The sequence below is a fragment of the Sphaerotilus microaerophilus genome, from assembly GCF_023734135.1.
In the GTDB taxonomy this organism is placed as follows: Bacteria; Pseudomonadota; Gammaproteobacteria; order Burkholderiales; family Burkholderiaceae_C; genus Sphaerotilus; species Sphaerotilus microaerophilus.
Genome location: NZ_AP025730.1, coordinates 2,748,092 through 2,773,027, shown reverse-complemented (window position 1 = coordinate 2,773,027; position 24,936 = coordinate 2,748,092). Strand labels below are relative to the sequence as shown.

The following is a 24,936-nucleotide window of genomic DNA, read 5'->3' as shown; positions in this document are numbered from 1 at the left end:
ATTACAAGGACAGCATCCATGAATCCCATTGTTGGCAGCATCGTCGCGCTCGTCACGCCGATGAACGAGGACGGCAGCGTCGATTACCCGGCCCTGCGCCGACTGATCGACTGGCACATCGCCGAAGGCACCGCCTGCATCGGCGTGGTCGGCACCACAGGCGAATCGCCTACCGTGTCGGTCGAGGAGCACTGCGAGATCATCCGCGCGGCGGTCGAGCAGGTTGCCGGACGTGTACCGGTGATGGCCGGTGCCGGTGGCAACTCCACCCGCGAGGCGATCGAGCTGTCGAAGTACGCCAAGGAAGTCGGCGCCGACTGCACGCTCAGCGTGGTGCCTTACTACAACAAGCCTTCCCAGGAAGGCATGTACCAGCACTTCAAGGCCATCGCCGAAGCCGTTGACATCCCGGTGATGCTCTACAACGTGCCCGGCCGCACTGTGGCGGACATGCTGCCCGAGACCTCGCTGCGCCTGGCCCAGGTGCCGGGCGTGATCGGCATCAAGGAGGCGACGGGCAACATCGAGCGCGCCGCCTGGCTGATCAAGCACGCGCCCAAGGGCTTCTCGGTCTACTCGGGTGACGACGGCACCGCCATCGCCCTGATGCTGCTGGGTGGCCAGGGCAACGTGAGCGTCACCGCCAACATCGCCCCGCGCGCCATGGCCGATCTCTGCCGCGCCGCCGTGGCCGGTGACGCGAAGACGGCGCGCGAGATCCACTTCAAGCTCGCTTCACTGAACAAGCTGCTGTTTGCCGAGCCGAACCCCGTACCCGTCAAGTGGGCGATGCAGCGCCTGGGCCTGTGCGGCGGGGCGCTGCGCCTGCCCATGGTGCCGATGACCGACGCCCTCGTGCCCGGCCTTGAAGCCGCGATGCGCGAGGCCGGCCTGCTCTGACCCACACCCGCCGGCGCCGTGGCGCCGGCCCCCTCACCCTGCGGGCGATACCGTGTCGTCCCGCTCCACGCACCGCAGCCGCCCACGCGGCGGGCATCGCACCGGAGTCCCCATCAACGTGACGCGTCGCTCCCACGCCCGTGGCCGTATTTCCCTGGCCTGTGCCACCGCCTGCCGCTGGTCGGCCTTGAGTCTCGCGGGCAGTGCATTGCTGGCCTGCTCCTCCGTGTCGGACGGGCTCTCCCCCGCCAAGGTCGATTACCGCAGCACCGCCACCGTCAAGGCGCCCACGCTGGACGTCCCGCCTGACCTGACCCAGCTGGCCAGCGACCCGCGCTATGCCCCGCCGTCGGGCGCCCCGGTCAGTGCCACGGCCATGCAGGCGGCACCGCCCGGACTGGCCCCAGCGGTGGCGCCCGCGGCTCCCGTCGCTGGCGAGTTGCGCATCGAGCGCAGTGGAAACGCCCGCTGGCTGGTGACCCGCCAGACACCGGAACAGCTGTGGCCGCTGCTGCGTGAGTTCTGGCAGCAAAACGGTTTCGTCCTCGTCACCGATCGGCCCGAACTGGGTGTGATGGAGACCGACTGGGCAGAGAACCGCGCCAAGCTGCCGCAGAACTTTGTCACCCGCACCGTGGGCCGGGTCTTCGAGAACGCCTTCGACACGGGGGAGCGTGATCGCTACCGCACGCGCATCGAGCGCGCCCCAGGAGGTGGCAGCGAGGTCTATGTCAGCCACCGCGGCGCTACCGAGGAGATCGTCGGCGACCAGAAAGACCGCTCACGCTGGGTCATGCGCCCGAGCGAGCCGGACCTGGAAGCCGAGATGCTGGCGCGCCTGATGCTCAAGCTTGGCCCGCGTGAAGAAGCCCGGCCGACTGCCCAGGTGGCGGCCAGCACGGCTCAGGCCGTGGCCAACGTGCCGGCCGCGGCGCCTCGCGCCCGCGTGCTGGACGGCCGCAGTGCGGCGACCCTGCAGATCGACGATGGCTTCGAACGCACCTGGCGGCGCGTGGGCATGGCGCTGGACCGAGGCGGCTTCACGCTGGAAGACCGTGACCGCAACCAGGGCCTGTACTTCGTGCGCTACGTGGACCCGAAGCTCGCCGGCAAAGAAGAGCCGAACGTCTTCCAACGCCTGTTCGGCGCCAAGAAGGAAGACCTCGGTGGCAAGCGCTATCGGCTGAAGATCAGCACGACCGGTGGCACCAGTCTGCTGGAAGTCCTGAACGCGGACGGCCAACCGCTGGCCGACGACAGCGCGCGCTCCATCGTGCAATTGCTGCTGCCCGAACTGCGCTGACTGCCGCTGGCAAACCCTGAAGGCCGTCGTCGCATTGGCAGCAACGGCCTTCAAACGGCAAGCGGACCTGGAGGGCGCTGTATCGACGCAATCGATCGCAGGCCCCCCACATCCTCACCGTTTACCGTTCGGATCAACGAACGAAAAAAAGCCGCCTTAGTCAGGCGGCTTCTTAAATTTGGAGCGGGAGACGAGTCTCGAACTCGCGACCTCAACCTTGGCAAGGTTGCGCTCTACCAACTGAGCTACTCCCGCATTCAACGAATCACAACAACACCAAATCCATCAACACAACCGAAACCCCATCAGACCTGGAGGCGCGAGGCGGAGTCGAACCGCCCTGGGCGGATTTGCAATCCGCTGCATAACCGCTTTGCTATCGCGCCGCGAAATACCAGACTGCAAGCCGACGAGAAAGAAGCTTCACCAACCTCATTCCCAGGTCAACCTGGAGCGGGAGACGAGTCTCGAACTCGCGACCTCAACCTTGGCAAGGTTGCGCTCTACCAACTGAGCTACTCCCGCTTGGGATTCGATGCGTTTTCACTTGATTCAGTGTCTTGCGCGTCGAGAAAGAGATTATAGAACAAATTCTTTGAAGACCGCAAGCCCCTTTGCAGAATTTTTGGGGATGGCGAATCCTCAACTCACCTTCACAGCATCAATGCTTCGTGGCATCCGTGGCCGGAGCGGGCACCGCATCCGCAGCGATCGGCTCGACTACCACCTTCGCCTCTTCCTCGGGCAGCGGCGTCGGCTTGCCGGCCAGCGCGATCTCCAGCACCTTGTCGATCCAGCGCACAGGCACGATCTCGAGGTGATTCTTGACGTTTTCGGGGATGTCCTGCAGATCCTTGGCGTTCTCCTCCGGGATCAGCACTGTCTTGATGCCACCCCGGTGGGCGGCCAACAGCTTCTCTTTCAGGCCACCGATCTCCGTCACTTCACCGCGAAGCGTGATCTCGCCGGTCATCGCCACATCGGCACGCACCGGGATGCCAGTCAGTGCTGATACGAGGGCCGTTGTCATTGCCGCACCGGCACTCGGACCATCCTTCGGCGTTGCACCGTCCGGCACGTGGATGTGGATGTCGCGTTTCTCGAACAGCTCGTCCTTGATGCCCAGGCGCGCTGCACGGCTGCGTACCACGGTGCGCGCAGCCTCGACCGACTCCTTCATCACGTCGCCCAGCGAGCCGGTGCGGATGATGTGGCCCTTGCCAGGCATCACCGCCGCCTCGATCGTCAGCAGGTCACCGCCCACTTCAGTCCAGGCCAGCCCGTTGATCTGACCGACCTGGTCCTGCTTCTCGGCCTCGCCATAGCTGTACTTGCGCACGCCGAGATAGTCGTTGAGGTTCTCGGCCGTCACGACCACCTTCGCGTCGTACTTCTTCAGCGACAGGCCCTTGACCACCTTGCGGCAGATCTTGGAGATCTCACGCTCCAGCGAACGAACCCCCGCCTCGCGGGTGTAGTAGCGGATGATTCCGCGGATAGCGTCTTCCGCCACATCCAGTTCGTCGTCACTGACGCCGTTGTTCTTGCGCTGCTTCGGCAGCAGGTAACGCTGGGCGATCGAGACCTTTTCGTCCTCTGTGTAGCCAGAAAGACGGATCACCTCCATGCGGTCCAGCAGCGCCGGCGGGATGTTCAGCGAGTTGGAGGTCGCGATGAACATCACATCCGACAGGTCGAAGTCGACCTCGACGTAGTGGTCCGAAAAGGTGTGGTTCTGCTCGGGGTCAAGCACCTCCAGCAGCGCCGAAGACGGATCGCCACGGAAGTCCATGCCCAGCTTGTCGATCTCGTCGAGCAGGAACAGCGGGTTGCGCACACCGACCTTGCTCAGGCTCTGCAGCACCTTGCCTGGCATTGAGCCGATGTAGGTGCGGCGGTGCCCGCGGATCTCGGCCTCGTCACGCACGCCGCCCAGCGCCATGCGTACGAACTTGCGTCCGGTCGCGCGCGCCACGCTCTGGCCCAGCGAGGTTTTGCCCACGCCCGGAGGACCGACCAGGCAGAGGATCGGTGCCTTGACCTTGTCCACGCGCTGCTGCACCGCGAGGTATTCGAGGATGCGTTCCTTGACCTTCTCCAGGCCGTAGTGGTCCTCGTTGAGCACGTCCTCGGCCAGCGGCAGGTCGTGCTTGACCTTGCTCTTCTTGGCCCAGGGCAGGTTGATCAGGGTGTCGATGTAGTTGCGCACCACCGTTGCTTCGGCGGACATCGGCGACATCAGCTTGAGCTTCTTCAGCTCGGCCTCGGCCTTCTTGCGCGCCTCTTTCGACATCTTGGCGGCGACGATCTTCTTCTCGAGCTCTTCGAGGTCGGCACCTTCTTCGCCCTCGCCCAGCTCCTTCTGGATCGCCTTGACCTGCTCGTTCAGGTAGTACTCGCGCTGGCTCTTCTCCATCTGGCGCTTGACGCGGCCACGGATGCGCTTCTCCACCTGCAGGATGTCGACCTCGTGCTCCAGCAGCTCCAGCAGCTTCTCCAGGCGCCCCGACACCGGCACCAAATCAAGGATGGCCTGCTTGGCTTCGAGCTTGAGCGGCAGATGCGCCGCGATCGTGTCAGCCAGTCGGCCGGCGTCATCAATGCCGCCGATCGAGGTCAGGATCTCGGGCGGGATCTTCTTGTTGAGCTTGACGTACTGGTCGAACTGCTGGGTCACCGCGCGGCGCAGGGCCTCGATCTCGGGCGAGCCCTGGTCTGGCACCGGCACCGGCACCACGACGGTGGTGAAGTACTCGCCACTGTCATCGATGCTCTGCGTATTGGCGCGTTGCAGGCCCTCGACCAGTACCTTCACGGTGCCGTCGGGAAGCTTGAGCATCTGCAGGATCGACGAGACACAACCGGTCTCGAACATGTCGTCCGGCATGGGCTCGTCCTTGCCGGCCGCCTTCTGGGCCACCAGCATGATCTGGCGCCCCGCCTCCATCGCGGCCTCGAGCGCCTTGATGGACTTGGGCCGGCCGACAAAGAGCGGGATGACCATGTGGGGGAACACCACCACGTCGCGCAGCGGGAGCAACGGCAGCGTGATGGGCTCAGGGGGAAGAATGGGATGACCGGACATCAGAACCTCTCTTTCAGCGCTCCATCTGGGAGCGCAGCGCCGGATTGCAAGGGCACGTCATGGGGCACACGACGTGCCCAGCGGACGGGCTCCGCCGGGAAGGCGGCCACAGTACCAAGGCAGGGTGGCCGCCGGTGTAGGGATCAGGCGCTGGCCTTGGCCTGCTCGCGGTAGACCAGCAGCGGCTTGTGGTTCTCTTCGATGGTGTGCTCGTCGATCACGACCTTGGCCACGCCGTCCAGCGTCGGCAGATCGAACATCGTGTCCATCAAGGCCTGCTCCACGATCGAGCGCAGGCCGCGCGCGCCCGTCTTGCGCTTGAGCGCCTTCTCGGCAATCGCACGCAGGGCGGACTGGCGGATCTCCAGGTCCACACCGTCCATCGAGAACAGCCGCTGGTACTGCTTGACCAGCGCATTCTTGGGCTCGGTGAGGATCTGCACCAGCGCGTCCTCGGTCAACTCGCCCAGGGTCGCAATGACCGGCAGGCGACCGACCAGCTCCGGGATCAGGCCGAACTTGATCAGGTCCTCGGGCTCGATCTGCTTGAACACCTCGGAGATGCTGCGCTCCTGCTTGCTCTTGACGCTGGCGCCAAAGCCGATGCCAGACTTCTCGGAACGGTTGGCAATCACCTTCTCCAGTCCATCGAAAGCACCACCGCAGATGAACAGGATGTTGGTCGTGTCGATCTGCAGGAAATCCTGGTTCGGGTGCTTGCGCCCGCCCTGGGGCGGCACGCTGGCCAAGGTGCCCTCGACGAGCTTGAGCAGCGCCTGCTGCACACCTTCGCCGGAAACGTCGCGGGTGATCGACGGGTTGTCGGCCTTGCGCGAGATCTTGTCGATCTCGTCGATGTAGACGATGCCCCGCTGCGCCCGCTCGACCTCGTAGTTGCAGTTCTGCAGCAGCTTCTGGATGATGTTCTCGACGTCCTCGCCCACGTAGCCAGCTTCGGTCAGCGTGGTGGCATCGGCGATCACGAAGGGCACGTTCAGCAGACGCGCCAATGTCTGGGCGAGCAGCGTCTTGCCCGAGCCGGTTGGCCCGATCAGCAGGATGTTGCTCTTGGACAGCTCGACGTCATCGCCCTTGGGCTTGTCGCCCATGTGCTTGAGCCGCTTGTAGTGGTTGTACACCGCCACCGCCAGCGTGCGCTTGGCAGGGTCCTGCCCGATCACGTACTGGTCAAGAATGCCCTTGATCTCACTGGGCACCGGCAGGTCGGCCCGCCCGCCCTTGACGCCAGTTTCGGTGGCAGGCACCTCGTCGCGGATGATGTCGTTGCACAGCTCGATGCACTCATCGCAGATGAACACCGACGGCCCGGCGATCAGCTTCTTGACCTCGTGCTGGCTCTTGCCGCAAAACGAGCAGTACAGAATCTTCTCGCCGGAGGAACCTTTTTTCTCGGGCATGGGATGCGGCCTTGAGGAATCGAAAAAGATGATAAGTCAAAAAAAACGGGCCGCCACGCCGGCCAGCGACCCGGTGTCAGCCTCGCTTGGCCAGCACCTGATCGATCAGTCCGTAAGTCTGCGACTCATCGGCCGACATGAAGTAGTCACGTTCGGTGTCGTTCTGGATCTTTTCCAGGGACTGCCCGGTGCGCTCGGCCAGGATCCGGTTCAACTGCTCGCGGGTCTTGAGGATCTCGCGGGCGTGGATCTCGATGTCGGTCGCCTGACCCTGTGCTCCACCCAACGGCTGGTGGATCATGATCTTGGAGTTCGGCAGCGAGAAGCGCTTGCCCTTGGCGCCCGCCGCCAGCAGGAAGGCGCCCATGGAGGCAGCCAGACCCATGCACAGCGTCGAGACCTGCGGCTTGATGAACTGCATGGTGTCGTAGATCGACATCCCGGCGCTCACGCTGCCGCCCGGCGAGTTGATGTACAGCGAGATGTCCTTGTCGGGGTTCTCGCTCTCCAGGAACAGCAGTTGCGCCACCACGAGGTTGGCCGACTGGTCATTCACCGGACCGACCAGGAAAATCACCCGCTCGCGCAGCAGGCGCGAGTAGATGTCGTAGGCGCGCTCACCGCGGCCCGATTGTTCGATGACGATGGGCACCATGCCCAGGTTGTTGGTGTCGAGTGCGCTCATGGATTCCCTTGCGACGGCCGCAGCCGCTCAACCAACGGCTGCAGGTGCAGCGCACCATGCCGGCCGGTCCGAAATTCGGGCCCGATTATGTGCCTTGCCAGCACCCCATGCGGGCAGTGGGAGACGACCCGAATGTGACAAGGGGCGCTCGAAAGCGCCCCCGTGCAAACTGCCCACCCTCCAGGATGGGCCGGATGGGAGGAATCAGGCCCCCATCAGCTCGTCGAAAGCCAGCGCCTTGTCCACGACCTTGGCGCGGCCGAGCACGAATTCGGCCACATTGGCCTCGATCACCACCGCCTCGACCTCGGCCAGGCGCTGCTGGTCGCCGAAGTACCAGCGCACCACGTCCTCGGGCTTCTCGTAGCTCTGGGCCAGCTCGTCGACATGCGCCTTGATCTGCTCGACCGTGGCGCTCAGGTTGTTGGCACGCACCACCTCGGCCACCGTCAGGCCCAGGCGCACGCGGCGCTCGGCCTGGGGCTGGAAGACCTCGGTGGGGATCGGGGCCTTGTCGGCGTCCTTGATGCCACGCTGCTTCAGGTCCTCGCGCGCACCGGCGACCAAGCGCTCCAGCTCGTTATCGACCAGCGCCTTGGGCAGGTCGAAGCTGGTGGCCTTCTCCAGCGCGGCCATCACGGCCTGCTTGTTACGAGCGGCCACGCGGAACTTGACCTCGCGCTCCAGATTCTTCTTGATGTCGGCACGCAGGCCCTCGACCGTCGCATCGGCAATGCCCAGGGACTGCGCGAACTCGGCATCGACCGCCGGCAGCTGCTGCGCCTCGATCTTCGTCAGCGTGACCAGGAAGTCGGCTTCCTTGCCCGCCACGTCCTTGCCGTGGTAGTCCTCGGGGAAGGCCAGCGGGAAGGTCTTGGACTCGCCCGCCTTCATGCCGCGCACGGCCTTCTCGAACTGCTCCAGCATCCGGCCTTCGCCCAGGATGAACTGGAAACCTTCGGCCTTGCCGCCCGCGAAGGGCTCGCCGTCGATCTTGCCTTCGAAGTCGATCGTCACGCGGTCGTCGTCGGTGGCCACTTCATCAGCGGCACGGTCGGCAAAGCTGCGGCGCTGCTTGCGCAGGATGTCCAGGGTGCGGTCGATCGCAGCGTCGGTCACCTCGCTGGTGACGCGCTCGACCTCGACCTCGGCCAGGTCACCAACCACCACCTCGGGGTAGACCTCGAACACCGCGTCAAAGGCCACCTCGCCCTCGGCTGCGCCTTCCTTCTCGCTGATGCGCGGCATGCCGGCCACGCGCAGCTCGGCCTCGTTGGCCGCCTGGGTGAAGGCCTGGCCGACCTTGTCGTTGACGACCTCGTACTGCACCGAGTAGCCGTATCGCTGCGTGACCACGCCCATCGGCACCTTGCCGGGACGGAAGCCGTCGGCCTTGACCGTGCGGGCGAGGCGCTTGAGGCGGTTTTCGACCTCCTTGCGGATGTCTTCGGCCGACAGGGTCAGCGTGATGCGGCGCTCGAGTTTCTCGAGGGTCTCCACAGTAACAGCCATTTGCTCAGACTCTTTCGTGTTTGCTGGTTGCCTGGTGCGCGGGGCCGGACTCGAACCGGCACGCCCGTGAAGGCGTCAGGACCTAAACCTGGTGCGTCTACCAATTTCGCCACCCGCGCGGTGATCTGCAATGCCGGCGGCGCAAGCCGGCTGCAAAACGGCGAGGGGAGTCAGCGAGAACTCCCCTCGGGCGATCCTTGAATCTGCGATTCTAGCCCGCGGCGAGCCGGCCGCCCGCACCCGGCTCGCGCCGCACCCGGAACCAGGCGGCATACATCGCCGGCAGCGCCAGCAAGGTGAGCGCCGTGGCGACGATCAGCCCACCCATGATGGCCACCGCCATCGGCCCCCAGAACACGCTGCGCGACAGCGGGATCATCGCCAGCACGGCGGCCGCGGCCGTCAGCACGATGGGGCGGAAGCGCCGCACCGCCGACTCGACGATCGCCTCCCAGGTGGGCACGCCGGCCATGCGGTCCTGCTCGATCTGGTCGATCAGGATCACCGAATTGCGCATGATCATGCCCATCAGCGCGATCACCCCGAGCAGCGCGACGAAACCAAACGGCCGGTTCAGCAGCAGCAGCGCGGCGGCGACCCCGGCGATGCCCATCGGGCCGGTCAGGAAGACCAACATGGCGCGCGAAAAGCTCTGCAGCTGCAGCATCAGCAGCGTGAAGATGAGGAACAGCATGATCGGCACGCCCGCGGCGATCGAGCCCTGGCCCTTGCTGCTCTCGGCCACCGCGCCGGCCACGGTGATGGTGTAGCCCGGCGGCATGCGCTTGATCAGCTCCTGCATCGCCGGCCAGGACTGTGCGCTCACCGTGGCGCCCTGCATGCCCTCGGCCACGTCGCCCTGCACCGTGACGGCGAACTGGCGGCTCTCGCGCCACAGCACGCCCGGCTCCCAGCCGTGGCTGATGCGGGCGATCTGCGTGAGCGGCACGGGCCGGCCGCTGGCGGTGGGCACGTAGGCCGAGCCGAGGTCGGTGATCGCCGCGCGGTCGCTGGGCGGCTGGCGCAGCACGATGTCCACCAGCTTGTCGCCTTCGCGGTACTGGCCGATGGTGGTGCCCGTCAGCAGCATGCGCGTGGCCTGGGCGATGCCCTGGCTGGTCACGCCCAGCGAACGCGCCTTGTCCTGGTCGATCTCCAGCTTGAGCGCCTTGACCGATTCGTTCCAGTTGTCGTTCACCCCCCGCATGTTCGGGTTGCGCCGCAGCAGCTCCTTGGCCAGGTCGGCCCAGTGACGCACCTGCGCCGCATCCGGCCCCATGACGCGGAACTGCACCGGGTAGGCCACCGGCGGCCCGCTGGCCAGCAGCTTGACGCGCGCGCGCACCTCGGGGAACTGTTCGGCCAGCACGTGCGGCAGGCGCTGGCGCAGTGCATCGCGGTCCTTGAGGCTCTTGGTCATCACGATGAACTGGCTGACGTTCGACTGGGCGAAGACCTGGTCCAGCGGCAGGTAGAAGCGTGGCACGCCGCTGCCCACCCAGGCGGTGGCCGAGGTCACGGCCGGCTCGCGCATCAGCGTGGCCTCCAGGCGCGTCGCGACCGCCTCGCTCTCCGCCAGGGTCGAGCCCTCCGCCAGCCACAGCTCGACCAGCAGCTCGGGCCGGTTCGAGTCCGGGAAGAACTGCTGCTGTACCTTCCCCATGCCCGCCAGGCCGAGGACGAAGGTGGCGATCGTCAGCCCGATGGTGATCCAGCGGTGCTGCACGCACCAGTTCACCAGACGGCGAAAGCGCGCGTAGAACGGCGTGTCGAACAGCTCGTGCGGGTGACCGCCGTCGGCATGGGGCTTCACCCGCAGGAAGCGCGCGCCCAGCGCCGGCACGAAGTAGACCGAGACCAGCCACGAGATCACCAGCGCCGCGGTGGTCACCGCGAAGATCGCAAAGGTGTACTCGCCCACCGACGACTTGGCCATGCCGATGGGCAGGAAGCCGGCCGCGGTGATCAGCGTGCCGGTGAGCATCGGCATCGAGGTGGCGTCGTAGGCGTAGGTAGCGGCGTAGAGCTTGTCGTGCCCCTCCTCCAGCTTGCGCACCATCATCTCGACGGCAATGATCGCGTCGTCCACCAGCAGGCCCAGCGCGATGATCAGCGAGCCCAGCGAGATCTTGTGCAGCCCGACGCCCCAGTAGTACATCGTCACGAAGGTGATCGCCAGCACCAGCGGGATGGTGATGCCCACCACCACGCCGGGCCACACGTCGATGCGCAGCGGGCGGGTGTGCAGGCCCAGGCTGATGAAGCTCACGCCCAGCACCACCACCACCGCCTCGATCAGCACCTGGATGAACTCGTTCACCGAGGTCGACACCGAGGTCGGTTGATCCTGGATCTGCTGCAGCTCGATGCCCACCGGCAGGTCCGCGCGCAGCGCCCCCACCTCCTGGCGCAGGGCCTTGCCCATCTCGATGATGTCGCCCCCCTTGGCCATCGACACCCCCAGCGCCAGCACCTGGCGGCCCTGGTGGCGCACCTTGACGGTGGGCGGATCGATGGTGCCACGCCGGATCTGCGCGATGTCGGCCAGGCGCAGCTGGCTGGCCACGCCGGTGGCCGGGTTGACCGCGCGGATCGGCATGCGACCCAGCTCGTCGACCGAGTTGAACTGGCCGCCCACGCGCAGCTGCAGGTTCTGCGAGCCCGCATCCAATGCGCCAGCGCCTTCGACCGCGTTCTGCGCACCCAGCTGCGCCACCACCTGGTTCAGGTCCAGGCCGAGCTGCGCCAGCCGCTTGCCGGGGATCTCGATGAAGATCTTCTCGGCCTGCGCACCGAAGATCTCCACCTTGGCCACGTCCTTGACCCGCAGCAGGCGCGTGCGTACCTGGTCGCCGAACTCGCGCAGCTCCTCCTGGCTGAAGCCGTCGGCCGAGAGCGCGTAGATCGAGCCGTAGACGTCGCCGAACTCGTCGTTGAAGAAGGGGCCCAGCACGCCCTGCGGCAGCGTCGGGCGGATGTCGCCGATCTTCTTGCGCACCTGGTACCAGACCTGCGACACCTCCTTGGGCGGCGAACTGTCCTTGATCTGGAAGATCGTCACCGACTCGCCCGGCTTGGTGTAGCTGCGGATGACGTCGGTGTAGGGCACGTCCTGCAGCGTCTTCTCGATCTTGTCGGTGACCTGCTCGGCCATCTGCTGTGCCGTCGCGCCCGGCCAGGCGGCCTGTACCACCATGGCGCGGAAAGTGAAGGGCGGGTCCTCGTCCTGCCCGAGCTGGAAGTACGCGGCGATGCCGAGCACCATCAGCACGATCATCAGGTAGCGCGTCAGCGCCGGGTGCTCCAGCGCCCAGCGGGAGATGTTGAAGCCGCTGCGGTGCGGCCGGTCGTGGGTGTGCAGTTTCATGCCGCCGGTCCCGTGTCCACTGTCACCGCGCGCTCAGCGCGATGCGGCCAGGCTGGCCGGCAGGGCCACCGGCGCCGCGGCCTTCGGCTCGACGTAGCGGCGCACCTTCTGCCCCTGCGTGAGCGCATGCGCCCCGGCGGTGACCACCTCGGCCCCGGCCGCCAGCCCGGCGCTCACGATCACCTGGCGCGCATCGGCCCCGGCGACCTGCACGGCTCGGGTGTCCACCGTCATGGCCTGCGGGTCCAGCACCCAGACCACGCTGCGCCCGCCCTGCTCCAGCACCGCCGCCAGCGGCAGGCGCACCACGCCTTCGCGGGCCGCACCGGGCACGCGCACCGTGGCGGTCTGCCCGAGGCGGACCTCGCCGTGGCCCCCATCGACCTTCGCCGCATCGGCTTTCACCAGATCGGCCTTCACCAGGAAGGTCCGGGTCGTCGGATCGGCGGCGGCGGCCACCTCGCGCACCGTGGCCGCCAGCGGCGTCGCTGCCCCCGCGTCACCGCCCCAGAGCTGCACCTGCAGCGCCCCGGCCTTGCCGCGCAGCGCACGCAGCGCCGGCAGGCGGTCCTCCGGCACGCTGAACACCACGTCACGCGGCCCGTCTTGCGCCAGCCGCAGCACCGGCGTGCCGGCGGCCAGCACGGCGCCCGGCTCGGCCTCCACCGAGGTGATGACACCGGCCGCATCGGCCAGCAGCCGGGTGTACGCCGCCTGGTTGCCCTGCGCCGAGGACTGCGCGCGCGCCTGCTCCAGCGTGGCCTGGGCGGCCTTGAGCGCCGTCTCGCGCCGATCGACCTCCGCCACGCCGACGAACTGCTGCGCCTGCAGCTCGCGGGCGCGCTTCAGGTCCACCGCCGCCTGGTCCAGGTTCGCCTGGGCCGCGCGCAGCGCAGCCTGGGCGGCGTCCTGCGCCAGCTGCAGGTCGGCCCCATCCAGCTGGGCCAGCAGCTGGCCGGGCTTGACCACCTCGCCCAGCTCGACCGGCCGCTTCACCAGCTTGCCGCCGACCCGGAAGCCCAGGCGCGACTCGGTGCGTGCGCGCACCTCGGCTGCGTACTCGTTCAACGCGGTGGCGGAACCGGTGCCGATCGTCATCGTGCGCACCGCGCGCACCGGCTCGGCCGGTGCCTCGCTGCGGCTGCAGGCCGTGAGGACAGCGGCGACCAGCAGGGTCGGCAGGAACAGGACGGGAATGCGCATGGTGCGTGGCGCCTTGGCTGGGAAAAAATCAAACGGGGGGATGGATGCCCGCGACTGGGGTCGGCCGCTGCAATTGGCAGCGTCATCCGCTACTGACTGACTGGTCAGTAATGTACGGGTCGGCCTTTGCCCTTGTCAACGCAGGTCAGGTGCCCACCAACCGCCCGCATAATCGCGCCCGCCGACATCATGAGCGTCCAACACTACGAGAATTTCCCGGTCGCCTCCTGGCTGTGCCCGCCGGCCCTGCGTCCGGCGGTGAAGGCGATTTACTGGTTCGCCCGCACCGCCGACGACCTGGCCGACGAGGGCCACGCGAGCGCCCTGGAGCGCATCGCCGCGCTGGAGGCCTACCGCTACGACCTGCAGTCGGTGGCGCGCGGCCACGCGCCGTCGCCACGCTGGCAGGGCGTGTTCGAGCCGCTGACGGGGGTCTTCCGCCGCCACCACCTGCCGCTGCCGCTGATGGAGGACCTGCTCGACGCCTTCGAGCAGGACCTGCGCCAGCACCGCTACCACGACCGCGCCACCCTGCTGGGCTACTGCCGTCGCTCTGCCAACCCGATCGGCCGGCTGCTGCTGCACCTGTACGGCGTGCGCGACAGCCTGGCGCTGGAGCGCTCGGACGCCATCTGCAGCGCGCTGCAGCTGATCAACTTCTGGCAGGACCTCAGCGTCGACCTGCCGCGCGACCGCCTCTACCTCCCGCTGGAGGACTGCGCCCGCTACGGCCTGGGCGTCGACCAGCTCATGAACCGCCAGGACACCGGCGCCACCCGCGCCCTGATTGCCGAACAGGTGGCCTGGGCCCGCCAGCTGATGGGCGAAGGCGCCCCGCTGGTGCACCAGCTGCCCGGCCGGGCCGGCTGGGAGCTGCGCCTGGTGGTGCAAGGGGGCTTGCGCATCCTCGACAAGATCGAGGCGATGGACCACGCCACGCTGCGCCAGCGCCCCCGCCTGCGCGCCTGGGACGTGCCGGTGATGCTCTGGCGCGCGCTGCGCATGTGAGCGCCCGAAGGCCGGCGGCAGGCGGCAGGTGCCCGATCCGCTGCGACAATGCGCGCCACATGACCCCGCAGCAATACGTCCAGGACAAGGCGGCAAAGAGCGGCTCCAGCTTCTACTACGCCTTTCTCTTCCTGCCGCCGCCCCGGCGCGCCGCGATCACGGCCTTCTACGCCTTCTGCCGCGAGGTGGATGACGTGGTCGACGAGGTCAGCGACCCCAGCGTGGCCGCCAACAAGCTCGCCTGGTGGCGCGCCGAGGTGCAGCGCGCCTTTGCCGGCTCGCCCCAGCACCCGGCCATGCAGGCGCTGATGCCGCACACCGCGGACTACGGCATCACCGCGGCCCACCTGCTCGCGGTGATCGAGGGCTGCGAGATGGACCTGCAGCAAAGCCGCTACCTCGACTACATCGGCCTGCAGCGCTACTGCCACCTGGTGGCCGGCGTGGTCGGCGAGGTGGCGGCCAACATCTTCGGCCGCACGCAGGACGCCACCGTGCAATACGCGCACCGCATGGGCCTGGCCTTCCAGCTCACCAACATCATCCGCGACGTCGGCGACGACGCCCGGCGCGCTCGCATCTACCTGCCGATCAGCGAGCTGCAGCGCTTTGACGTCAAGGCGCACGAGATCCTCAACCGCGTCTACAGCGAGCGCTTCACCGCGCTGATGCGCTTCCAGATCGAGCGCGCCCACCAGACCTACGACGAGGCCCTGGCCCTGCTGCCCGAGGCCGACCGGCGCGCCCAGAAGCCCGGCCTGATGATGGCCAACATCTACCGCACCCTGCTGCGCGAGATCGAGGCCGGCGGCTGCCAGGTGCTGCACCAGCGCATCTCGCTGACGCCGCTGCGCAAGCTCTGGATCGCGATGATGACGAACTGGCGCGGCCGGTGAGCGGCGGCCTGCGGTCGGCTCCCCATGAGCCGCTGCCGATGACCTGCTGCCCATGAACCCGCGCCGCATCGCCGTCGTCGGCGCCGGCTGGGCCGGCCTGGCCGCCGCGGTGCAAGCCAGCGCCGCGGGGCACGCCGTCACCCTCTTCGAGATGGCCACGCAGGCCGGCGGGCGGGCCCGCAGCCTGGCCGCCCGGGAAGGCGGCCCCGATGGCAGCCGGCTGGACAACGGCCAGCACCTCCTGATCGGCGCCTACACCGCCACGCTGGCGCTGATGCGTCAGGTTGGCGCCGACCCGGACGCGCTGCTGCTGCGCCTGCCGCTGACCCTGGTCGATGCCGACGGCCGCGGCCTGCGCATGCCAGCGGGCGCGCCCATCCCCGCCTTCGCCCGCGCCGTCTGGGCCCTGCGCCACTGGCGGCTGGCCGAACGGCTGGCGCTGAGCCGTGCCGCACTCGGCTGGATGCTGCAGCGCTTTCGCTGCGCCGATACACCGACCGTCGCGGAGTTGACCGCTGCGCTGCCAGCGCGGGTGCGTGCCGAGCTGATCGACCCGCTCTGCGTGGCCGCGCTGAACACTCCGGCCGACGCGGCCAGCGCGCGCGTCTTCCTGCGCGTGCTGCATGACGCGCTGTTCGCCGGCCCGGGTTCCAGCGACCTGCTGATCCCGCGCCGCCCGCTGGCCGAGCTGCTGCCCGAGCCGGCGCTGGCCTGGCTCGCCGGCCGGGGTGCGCGGCTGCGCATCGGCCAGCGCGTGCAGGCGCTGGATCGGCTCGCCAACGGCGGCCCCGGCCGCTGGGCCGTGAACGGTGACGTCCGCGATGCCTTCGATGCCGTCGTGCTGGCCTGCAGCGCCACCGAGGCGGCGCGGCTCACCACCGGCATCGCGCCGGGCTGGTCACGCCAGGCTGGCGGCTTTGGCTATGAGCCGATCCTGACCGGCTACGTCCAGGCCCCGGGGGCCCGCCTCGCCGCGCCGATGGTGGCGCTGGCCGAGGGCCCCGCGGCGCCAGCCCAGTTCGCCTTCGACCATGGCCAGCTCGGCGGGCTGCCGGGGCGCTTCGCCTTCGTGGTCAGCGGAGCCGCGCCCTGGGTGGCCCGCGGTGGAGGGGCCACCGCCGCCGCGCTGCTCACCCAGGCCCGCGCGACCCTGCACCGGCCCGGCGACCCGGCCCTGGACGTGACACTGGAGCAGGTGATCACCGAGAAGCGCGCCACCTTCCGCTGCGTACCGGGGCTGCAGCGCCCGCCGGCAGGGATCGAACCGGGGCTGGTGGCGGCGGGCGACTATGTCGACGGGCCCTACCCGGCCACGATCGAGGGCGCGGTACGGGCCGGCCTGGCCGCCGCCTCGGCCGTGACCACCCAGGCCGCCGCCCTGTCAGACCGGGGCGTGCGGCCCGGCTAGCCAGGCCTCGATCTGCGGCATCGGCGCGGGCCGGTGGAAGTAGTAGCCCTGGTAGAAGTCGCAGCCGTGCTGGCGCAGGATGGCCAGCTGCTCCGCCGTCTCGACGCCCTCGGCCAGCACCTCCAGCTTGAACACACGCGCCATCGCAATGACGGTGGCGGCGATCTCGCGGTCGTTGGCGTCGTCGGCCAGCCCGCGCACGAAGCTCTGGTCGATCTTCAGCTTGTCGATCGGGAAGCGCTTCAGGTAGGCCAGCGAGGAGTAACCGGTGCCGAAGTCGTCGATCGCCAGGCGCACGCCCAGCGCCTTGAGCGCGTGCAGCGTGGCAATGGCCTGCTCGGCGTGGTCCATGAACATGCTCTCGGTGAGCTCCAGCTCCAGGCACTCGGGCGGCAGCCCGGTGTCGGCCAGCACCTGACCCACCAGCTCGACCAGGTTGCCGCTCTGGAACTGGCGCACCGACAGGTTCACCGCCATCACGCGCTTGGGCATGCCCGCGTCCAGCCAGGCTCGCCCCTGCGCACAGGCGGTGCGCAGCACCCACTCGCCCAGTGGCACGATCAGCCCGGTGTCCTCGGCGATGGGGATGAAGCGCCCGGGCAGCACCAGCGCCTCGCCCGGTGGCTGCCAGCGCACCAGGGCCTCGACGCCGGCGGGCTCGCCGCTGTAGGCATCGATGAGCGGCTGGTAGTGCAGCAGGAACTCTCCGGCCACCAGAGCTCGGCGCAGGCGGGTCTCCAGCGCCAGGCGCTCACTCGCAGCAGCACTGAGGGTGTGGTTGTGGAATCGATAGGTATTGCGCCCGCTCTGCTTGGCCAGGTACATCGCCATGTCGGAGTGCTGGATGAGCTCGGTCACGCTGTGCGCATCGGCCGGGTACAGGCTGATGCCGATGCTCACGCCCATGAACAGCTCGTGCCCGCTGGGCAGGACGAAGGCGGTGGCCAGCTCGTCGATGAGCGCCTGGGCCACGGCCGCGGCCCGGTCCGGCGAGGGCACTTCGTCGAGCACCAGCAGGAACTCGTCGCCGCCCAGCCGGGCCAGGGTGTCCTCCTCGCGCACCCGCGTCGACAAGCGCTGGGCCAGCATGGCCAGCAGCTCGTCGCCAACCGGGTGACCAAGGCTGTCATTGATGTTCTTGAAGCGGTCCAGGTCCAGGTAGAGCACCGCCACCTGGTGGCCGTGGCGATCGGCACGGTCAAGCACATGCTGCAGGCGCGACTGCATCAGCAGCCGGTTGGGCAGCGAAGTGAGCGGGTCGTGGTGCGCCAAGTGCTCCAGCTGCTCCTCGGAGCGGCGGATCTGGCTGATGTCGGTGAACACGCCCACGTAGTTGCGCGGCAGGCCGTTCTCGTCGGGCACCGCGCCGATGGACAGCCACTCGGGGTAGATCTCGCCACTCTTGCGGCGGTTCCAGACCTCGCCCTGCCAGTGGCCGGTTTCGGCCACGCTCGCCCACATCGCCTGGTAGAAGGCCTCGTCGTGGCGGCCGGATCTCAGCAGGCTCGGGTTGCGACCGATGGCCTCTTCCTCCGGGTAGCCGGTGATCTCGCTGAAGGCGCGGTTGACGGCCACGATGCGCGGCGTCAGGTCGGTGATCACCACGCCGTCGCGGGTCGCCTCGAAGAAGGCGGCCGCCTGCTGCAGGGCCTCGGCCGCACGCAGCTTCTGCACGGCCAGGGCCGCAAATCGGCTGAACTCGGTGACGGCTTCCAGCTCGTCCGGGCGCGGCTCGCGCGGCGAGCCGTGGTAGACGCCGAAGGTACCCAGCACCCGGCCCGCCTCGTCCTTGAAGGGCACGGACCAGCAGGCCCGCACACCGGCGCGCTGGCATACCGCCACGTACGGGGTCCAGTAGGGGTGCTGCTCGACATCGGTGACGAGGAACGGCTCGCCGCGGAATGCCGCCGTGCCACATGAGCCCTGCCCCTCGGCCACCTTCAGGCCCTCGACGGCGGCGTTGTAGAAGGGCGGCAGACTCGGCGCCGCTCCCACCCGCAAGCAGCCAGCCCGCTCGTCGAGCAGCAGGATGGACACGCGCAGGTCGGCATGCAGCGCCTCGAGGCGGCGGGCCACGTCGTCGAGGATCCCCGCCAGCGGACGATTCGCCACGATCTGGTCCAGCACCGCATGGCGCGCCCGGCGCACCTCCAGGCCGCGCCGCTCGGCGCTGATGTCCAGCCAGGCGCCCACCACCTCCTGCGGCAGGCCCTGTGCATCGCGGGTCAGGTGCAGTTCATCGCGGATCCAGAGCGTGCGCCCGGTGCCATCGATGAACCGGTACTCGTGCGTCAGCCGCCCGTCGGCCAGCAACCGGTCCAGGTTGCCAAAGGCAGCGTTGCGGTCGTCCGGGTGCAGGTGCCGCGCCCACCAGTCGGGCTGCATGACCTCTTCGGGCGTGAAAGCCAGCAGGCGGTGGATGTTGTCGCTCACCCAGACCGGCCGGGGCTGTCGTCCCTCGAAGCTCAGGTGGTACAGGATGGTCGGGCTCGCCAGCAGCAGGTGCGACAGGCGCCGGCTGGTGGCCTCCAGGCGGGTGCGCTCGCGGGCCAGTTCCATGCGCTGCTGCACGCGGTCCAACGTAGGTGCGATCTCGAACAGCCAGCCTTCGTGCTTGGTCAGGTAGTCGTCCACCCCCAGGCGCAGGGCGGAGGCCGCCACCTCCTCGCCACCGTGGCCGGTCACGAGCACGATGGGCAGGTCCAGGCCACGGTCCTCGCGCAGGGCCTTGGCCAGTTCCAGGCCATCCATGCCGGGCAGGCGATAGTCCACCAGCAGCAGGTCGTAGGCACAGGGCTCGCCGGCCTGCCGGGGCAGGCAGGCCAGGGCGTCGTCGGCGCTGGGCACGGTGTCCACCCGGATGTGCGGCGCGTGCTGGGCCAGGTGGCGGCACACCAGGTCGGTGTCGAAGGTGTTGTGGTCCACCTGCAGCACCCGCAGCATGCGGCTGCCCCGCTCGACCCCGGCGCGAAAGCGCACCAGCGCGGCCTCCAGCGCCCGCGGCAGGCGCTCCAGGTAGTCGCCCCGTTTGACCAGGTAGTCGTCGGCGCCGGCCTTGAGGGCCGTGATCGCCGCCTCCTGGTCACCCGAGCCGGTCAGGATCACCACCGCAATGGGCAGCCGGCGGTCGCGCACCCGCGCCAGCAGCTCCAGGCCGCTGCCGTCGGGCAGCGCGAGGTCGGTCAGCAGCAGGTCATAGCGGCCAGGTTCGTCCAGGCGCAGCAGGCCGTCGGCCAGGCAGGTGGCGAGGTCCAGTTCGACATCGGGCGCCGAGCGCGCCAACATGCGCCGCGCCAGATCGGCATCGACGGTCGAGTCCTCGATGTAGAGCACGCGCATCGGCCCAGGCATCTGCATCTGTATCGACGTCACCGGGGCCTCTCGTTGGTCACGCACCAGTAGAGCTTGATCTGCTGCGCCACGTTCATGAAGCTGTCGAAATCCACCGGCTTGACGATGTAGGAGTTGGCGCCGAGGTCGTAGGCGGTGTTGATGTCACGGTCCTCGCGCGAGGTGGTCAGCACCACCACCGGGATGCGGTTGAGGTCGGGGTGGGCCTTGAGTGCGCCCAGCACGGTCAGCCCGTCCACGCGCGGCAGGTTCAAGTCGAGCAGGATCACCGCCGGCCGCGGTTCACCCGCCTCCCAGCGGGGGATCCAGGCCATGGCCTCCTCGCCGTCGCGCGCCACGAGCATCGGGTTGGCCAGGCGGTTGCGCGCGAAGGCGCGCAGCGTCAGGTCGACATCAACGGGGCTGTCCTCGACCAGCAGGATCGGTGGGGTGGCGTTGCTCATGGGCTGGCTTGGCAGGTTCAGGTCGGCGCAGAGGCCTCGGCAGGCACCTGCAGGTGGAAGGTGGCACCCTGGCCCGGTGCACTCTCGGCCCACACCCGCCCACCCATGCGCTCAAGGGCCTTCTTCACCAGCGCCAGGCCGATGCCGGTGCCCGGGTAGTCCTCCAGGCGGTGCAGCCGCTGGAAGATCTCGAAGATGCGGTCGTGGTACTTCATGTCAAAGCCGATGCCATTGTCGCGGACGGTGAGGGTGACCTGCCCCTGCGCCACGCTGGCAGTGATGGCAATGCGCGGCGCGGCCGCCCGGGCGCTGAACTTGATCGCGTTCTCCAGCAGGTTGCGCAGCGCCAGGGCCAGCCCATCGGCATCGCCCTGCACACTCAACGCGGCCGGGAGGTCCAGCTCGACCTGGACGTTGCGCGCAGCCAGCTCCGCCTCGCGTTCGGCCAGCAGGCGGCGCAGCAGGGCGCCCAGGTCCAGCACGTCGCTGTGCAGCTTGCGGCGCTCCATGCGCGAGTAGGTCAGCAGGTCATCGATCAACTCGCCCATGCGCGCCACGCCGGAGCGGATGTTGGCGACGAACAGCTGCCCCTCCTCGCCCAGCCGCTGCGCGTGGTCTTCCTGCAGGAAGCGGCTGTAGCCCTCGACGCCGCGCAGTGGCGCCTTCAGGTCATGCGAGACCGAGTAGACGAAGCTCTCCAGCGACTGGTTCAGCGCCTCCAGCTGCGCCGTGCGCTCGGCCACCCGCGCCTCCAGCGTGGCGTTCAGGCGCTGCAGGCCCTCCTCGGCCGCCTTGCGTGCCGAGACGTCCTCGGTGAACAGCACGATGCCGCCGATCTGGCCATCATCGAAACGCCAGGGGTGCACCTCCCAGCGCAACCAGTGCACCGTGCCGTTGGAGCGCACAAAGCGATCCTCGGTCTTGCTCACCACCTCCCCGGCCAGCGCCCGGCGATGCACCTCGCGCACCTCTTCAGTGAGCTCGGGAAAGACCTCGTAGTGGCTGCGCCCGACCAGGTTCTGCGCACCCAGGCTGTAGTCATCCAGCCAGCGCCGGCTGACCGCCACGTAGTGCATCTCGCGGTCGAACATGGCCAGCGCCGCCGGGGCATGTTCGACGAACAGCGCCAGCCGGCCCTCGCTCTCGCGCAGCGCGCGCAGGGCCGACTCCGCCCGGTTGCGCGCCAGGTTGGCATCCTGCATCTGGTTGAGCGCGGCGATGCGGGCACGGGTCTGCTGCTCCAGCGCCTGCGCCTGGGCCATGGCCAGGGCCTGCTCGGCATGCCGGCGCTCGCTCAGGTCCAGTGCGTAGACCACTCGCCGGGTCGGCTCCCCGCGCTCGTCGCGCAGCACGGTGAAATCCAGCAGCACTGGAAAGCGCCGGCCATCGCGGGTGACGTGCTCGGACTCCAGCACGCCGTGACCCTGCTGGTCCAGCTCCCGCAGCTGCACCAGCACCTGGGGCAGCAATTCGGGCGGAAAGACCGTGGCCACCGACTCGCCGACCAGATCCTCCGGACGCCAGCCCCGATCCCGCGCAAATGCCGGATTGACCGCCACGAAGCGGTTGCTGCGGGCATCCCCGATGGCCAGGCCGAACTGGGCGCGATCGAAGGACTCGGCCCACAGACGCAGCCGCTCCTCGATCTCGCGGCGTTCGGTCACATCCGTCAGCGTCACAAGCACCGAACCGCCCAGGACCGTGCCGTCAAACTGGATGTTGCGCTCACGCCCATCCCGGCAGGTGACGCGGTACTCGCTCGTCTCGACCGGGGTGCCGGTGACACGCGCCCGGCCGACCTTATCGACCCATGCAGCGGAGACCTCGTCACGGTAGGCCGGATCCGGGTAGGCCTGCGGCCACCACTGTGCCAGGCTCGTCAGCTCACCGGGCTGATAGCCGAACAGCGCCAGGAAGCGCCGGTTCAGCGCCAGCACGCTCCCGTCGTCGCTGATCAGCCCCATCGCCTGCGGCGCGTCGTCGAAGAGCTGTTGCACGCGGGCCTCGCTGCGCCGCAACGCCTCGTTGGCGGCCGCCGTATGGTGCAGGTGGGCCCGGTCGCGGGCGCGCAGCCGGTGCAGGACGCCGCTGAGCACGCTCACCAGCAGGCCGTTGCTGATCAGCAGACTCCACTGGAACAGATCGACGCCATCGGGGATCCGCAGGCTGCCGGTCGGCTCGAGGACGTAGTAGTTGGTCAACAGCGCCGCCGCCACGGTGGCAAGCAGGCCCGGGCCGAGCCCGCCGACCAGGGCGGCCACCGCAATCGGCAGCGTGAACAGCACGAGCATCGGTTGGTTGCCGACCACGTTGTCCAACGCGAGCCGCAGCATCAACATGGCCCCCACCAACGCCAGGGCGACCCCGTAGGCCAGCCAGCGCGGCAGGCGCGCCGGTTCGCGGGCCGCCACCAGGTCCGCCTGGCCCGCGTCGATGGGGTCGGCCGGCACGGCCTGCAGCGCGGCATGGAACGCCAGCGCACTCACCAGGACGAAGAACACCCCCTTCGCCGTCGACACCCAGGCGACCGATTCGAGATCGCCGAACAGGCCCAGCAGCCGGTCGGAAAGGAAGATCCATGCCAGCGCGAACACCGCGTAAGCCAGCGTGACCCGCACGATGTAGCGCTGGCGCACGCCCTGCGGGCGGCGGGTGGGCGCCGTCATGGCCGCACGCCCCCACCTGCGCCTTGATCCTCCAGGAACGACAGGTTGTATTCGGGCCCGCGGCCCAGTTCACTGTTCAGCTGGTTGATGCGGCGCTTGAGCTCGACCATCTGCAACTCCCGTCCGACCGAGGCGCGGTTGAAGCGCTCCAGCTCCTCGTTGCGCCGGTGCACCTCCAGGGTCTGGCGGTGCACTTCGATCTCGGCGTTCTTGCGCTCCGTGATGTCCTGCAGGATGCCGGCCAGGCGCAGCGGCACGCCGTCCTCGCCCCCGCTGCACCGGCCCGCCGCCAAGATCCAGCGCAGCGCCCCGTCGGCACGGTGGATGCGGCACTCGAAATCCCAGTTGCTGCGCTGGGCGACTGCGGCCTGGAAGCTCTCGGCCACATGGGCGCGGTCATCGGGATGGACATGCTGCAGGAACACGTCGCCGTTCCACTGCGGCAGGGGCTGCTCGTAACCGAAGATCCGCTCGACCAGCGCCGAGTGGTGGGCCGTGCGCGCCTGGACATCGACCTCCCAGGTGCCGATCCGGCTGGTCTCGAGGGCAAACCGCACCCGCTGTTCGCGCTCGCGCAGCGCCGCCTCGGCCTGCCGGGCCTGGGTGACATCGTTGCCCACCGAGAGGATGCCCGTCACGCGGCCCTGCTCGTCGAGCAGCGCCCGGTTGGTCCAGGTCATCCACAGACGGCGGCCGTCGCGGCGGATATTCTCGTTGATGGTGCTCTCGAAACGACCCGGATGCGCAGCAATGTCCGCGACCAGCCCGCTCAGGTCGACCCCGGTGGAGTCGCGCTCGGGCACGATCATCCCGATGGGCTGGCCAACAAACTCCTCGGCGCTCCAACCAAACAGCCCCTGCGCAAACTGGTTGGCAAAGAGAATGCGACCGTCGGGCGCCCAGTGGAAGATCGCGCTGTTCACACTCTGGACCAGCTCGCGGTAGCGCCGGTCGCTGTCGGCCTGCGCCACCTCGGCCTGCCAGCGCGCGCTGAAGTCCTCGATGACGCTGATGAAGTAGTCCGGTGCGCCGTCGGGCTGGCACACGAGGTTGATCGTCAGGCGCAGCCAGCCGGTGCTGCCGTCCTTGCGCAGGAAGCGCCGGTCTCGCGTGAGGGTTGGCACGTTGCCGCTGAACATGCGCTCCCGGAACGCCTGGTCCTGCGCCACTTCATCCGGGTGGGTGATGGCCCCCGGGCCCAGCGCGAGCAGTTCCTCGCGTGAATAGCCCAGGATCTCGCAGAAACGGTCGTTGACCTGGCGCCAACGCCCATCCATCCCCAGCTCGGCAATGCCCACCGGCGCGCGCTCGAAGATGGCCTCCGCGCGCGCCGCGCGATGGTGTTGAGCCCGCCGCGCCCGTTCGAACAGGCGGGCAAACAGCAGCCCCGTCGCGATGAAGACGACGACCGACAGCGCCGAAGAAAGTGCGGGGCGCTGGCCCGACAGGCCCGGCGCAATGAACACGGACCACGCCAACACCGCCCCCACCCCGGTCCCGACCACCCCGCCACGCCAGCCCCCCAGCCAGGCGCTGCCCAGCGCCGCCGGAAAGAACAGGAACCAGGCGTAGGGCTGGATGAAGGCATCCCACAGCAGCCACTGGAGCGCACAGGCCAGCAGCGGCAACGCGAGGGCCAGCAACAGACGGGAACTCAGCCACATGCTCGGATGGATCTCGGGATCGGATCT

The 24,936-nt window shown here is 68.5% G+C and carries 15 protein-coding genes and 4 tRNA genes; 5 read left to right on the top strand and 14 right to left on the bottom strand.

Features of this window, described 5'->3' with window-relative positions:
- Positions 1-18: 18 nt before the first annotated feature.
- A complete protein-coding gene (dapA, locus tag NGK70_RS12040) occupies positions 19-900 on the top strand; it encodes a 4-hydroxy-tetrahydrodipicolinate synthase (protein WP_251973442.1) in 882 nt (293 codons plus the stop codon).
- Between the two features lie 118 nt (positions 901-1,018).
- Positions 1,019-2,203, top strand: a complete 1,185-nt coding sequence (gene bamC / locus NGK70_RS12035) for an NlpB/DapX family lipoprotein (RefSeq protein ID WP_251973441.1) — start codon at positions 1,019-1,021, stop codon at positions 2,201-2,203.
- Between the two features lie 179 nt (positions 2,204-2,382).
- Here bamC and NGK70_RS12030 read toward each other — a convergent pair.
- The 10 genes from NGK70_RS12030 to NGK70_RS11985 form a co-directional block, all read right to left on the bottom strand.
- A tRNA-Gly gene (locus NGK70_RS12030) sits at positions 2,383-2,458 on the bottom strand.
- Between the two features lie 57 nt (positions 2,459-2,515).
- Positions 2,516-2,589 (bottom strand) — tRNA-Cys (locus NGK70_RS12025).
- A 63-nt stretch (positions 2,590-2,652) separates the two neighbouring features.
- Positions 2,653-2,728 (bottom strand) — tRNA-Gly (locus NGK70_RS12020).
- A 136-nt stretch (positions 2,729-2,864) separates the two neighbouring features.
- On the bottom strand, positions 2,865-5,288 hold the full coding sequence (lon, locus tag NGK70_RS12015; RefSeq protein WP_251973440.1) for an endopeptidase La: 2,424 nt from the start codon (positions 5,286-5,288) through the stop codon (positions 2,865-2,867).
- 143 nt (positions 5,289-5,431) lie between these two features.
- Positions 5,432-6,706: an ATP-dependent Clp protease ATP-binding subunit ClpX gene (gene clpX / locus NGK70_RS12010; RefSeq protein ID WP_251973439.1), complete on the bottom strand. Its 1,275-nt coding sequence runs from the start codon at positions 6,704-6,706 to the stop codon at positions 5,432-5,434.
- 76 nt (positions 6,707-6,782) lie between these two features.
- The gene (gene clpP / locus NGK70_RS12005) at positions 6,783-7,391 is read right to left on the bottom strand and encodes an ATP-dependent Clp endopeptidase proteolytic subunit ClpP (protein WP_310742601.1); all 609 of its coding nucleotides are present in this window, start codon (positions 7,389-7,391) and stop codon (positions 6,783-6,785) included.
- Positions 7,392-7,595: 204 nt separating this feature from the next.
- The gene (gene tig, locus NGK70_RS12000; RefSeq protein ID WP_251973438.1) at positions 7,596-8,903 is read right to left on the bottom strand and encodes a trigger factor; all 1,308 of its coding nucleotides are present in this window, start codon (positions 8,901-8,903) and stop codon (positions 7,596-7,598) included.
- Positions 8,904-8,935: 32 nt separating this feature from the next.
- Positions 8,936-9,022: transfer RNA gene (locus NGK70_RS11995), tRNA-Leu, on the bottom strand.
- Between the two features lie 92 nt (positions 9,023-9,114).
- Positions 9,115-12,270, bottom strand: a complete 3,156-nt coding sequence (locus NGK70_RS11990; protein WP_251973437.1) for an efflux RND transporter permease subunit — start codon at positions 12,268-12,270, stop codon at positions 9,115-9,117.
- A 33-nt stretch (positions 12,271-12,303) separates the two neighbouring features.
- The gene (locus NGK70_RS11985; RefSeq protein WP_251973436.1) at positions 12,304-13,473 is read right to left on the bottom strand and encodes an efflux RND transporter periplasmic adaptor subunit; all 1,170 of its coding nucleotides are present in this window, start codon (positions 13,471-13,473) and stop codon (positions 12,304-12,306) included.
- A gap of 189 nt (positions 13,474-13,662) precedes the next feature.
- Between NGK70_RS11985 and hpnC the strand changes: the two genes are divergently transcribed.
- Genes hpnC through hpnE form a run of 3 tightly spaced genes read left to right on the top strand, consistent with a single transcriptional unit; the run spans position 13,663 to position 16,785 of the window.
- Positions 13,663-14,481, top strand: a complete 819-nt coding sequence (gene hpnC / locus NGK70_RS11980; protein WP_251973435.1) for a squalene synthase HpnC — start codon at positions 13,663-13,665, stop codon at positions 14,479-14,481.
- Between the two features lie 59 nt (positions 14,482-14,540).
- Entirely contained in the window at positions 14,541-15,377 is an 837-nt protein-coding gene (gene hpnD / locus NGK70_RS11975) for a presqualene diphosphate synthase HpnD (protein WP_251973434.1), read from the top strand.
- Positions 15,378-15,429: 52 nt separating this feature from the next.
- The gene (hpnE, locus tag NGK70_RS11970; protein WP_251973433.1) at positions 15,430-16,785 is read left to right on the top strand and encodes a hydroxysqualene dehydroxylase HpnE; all 1,356 of its coding nucleotides are present in this window, start codon (positions 15,430-15,432) and stop codon (positions 16,783-16,785) included.
- Here hpnE and NGK70_RS11965 read toward each other — a convergent pair.
- From NGK70_RS11965 to NGK70_RS11950, 4 genes are read right to left on the bottom strand one after another with little or no spacing between them, the layout of a single operon-like run.
- Complete coding sequence (locus NGK70_RS11965) at positions 16,759-20,157, bottom strand: EAL domain-containing protein (protein WP_251973432.1); 3,399 nt, start codon at positions 20,155-20,157, stop codon at positions 16,759-16,761. The genes hpnE and NGK70_RS11965 overlap by 27 nt on opposite strands.
- The gene (locus NGK70_RS11960) at positions 20,154-20,579 is read right to left on the bottom strand and encodes a response regulator (protein WP_251973431.1); all 426 of its coding nucleotides are present in this window, start codon (positions 20,577-20,579) and stop codon (positions 20,154-20,156) included. The genes NGK70_RS11965 and NGK70_RS11960 overlap by 4 nt, the downstream gene beginning before the upstream one ends.
- Positions 20,580-20,596: 17 nt before the next feature.
- A complete protein-coding gene (locus NGK70_RS11955; protein ID WP_251973430.1) occupies positions 20,597-23,245 on the bottom strand; it encodes a PAS domain S-box protein in 2,649 nt (882 codons plus the stop codon).
- On the bottom strand, positions 23,242-24,909 hold the full coding sequence (locus tag NGK70_RS11950; RefSeq protein ID WP_251973429.1) for a PAS domain-containing protein: 1,668 nt from the start codon (positions 24,907-24,909) through the stop codon (positions 23,242-23,244). Before NGK70_RS11950 ends, NGK70_RS11955 begins: the two co-directional genes overlap by 4 nt.
- Between the last annotated feature and the right edge of the window lie 27 nt (positions 24,910-24,936).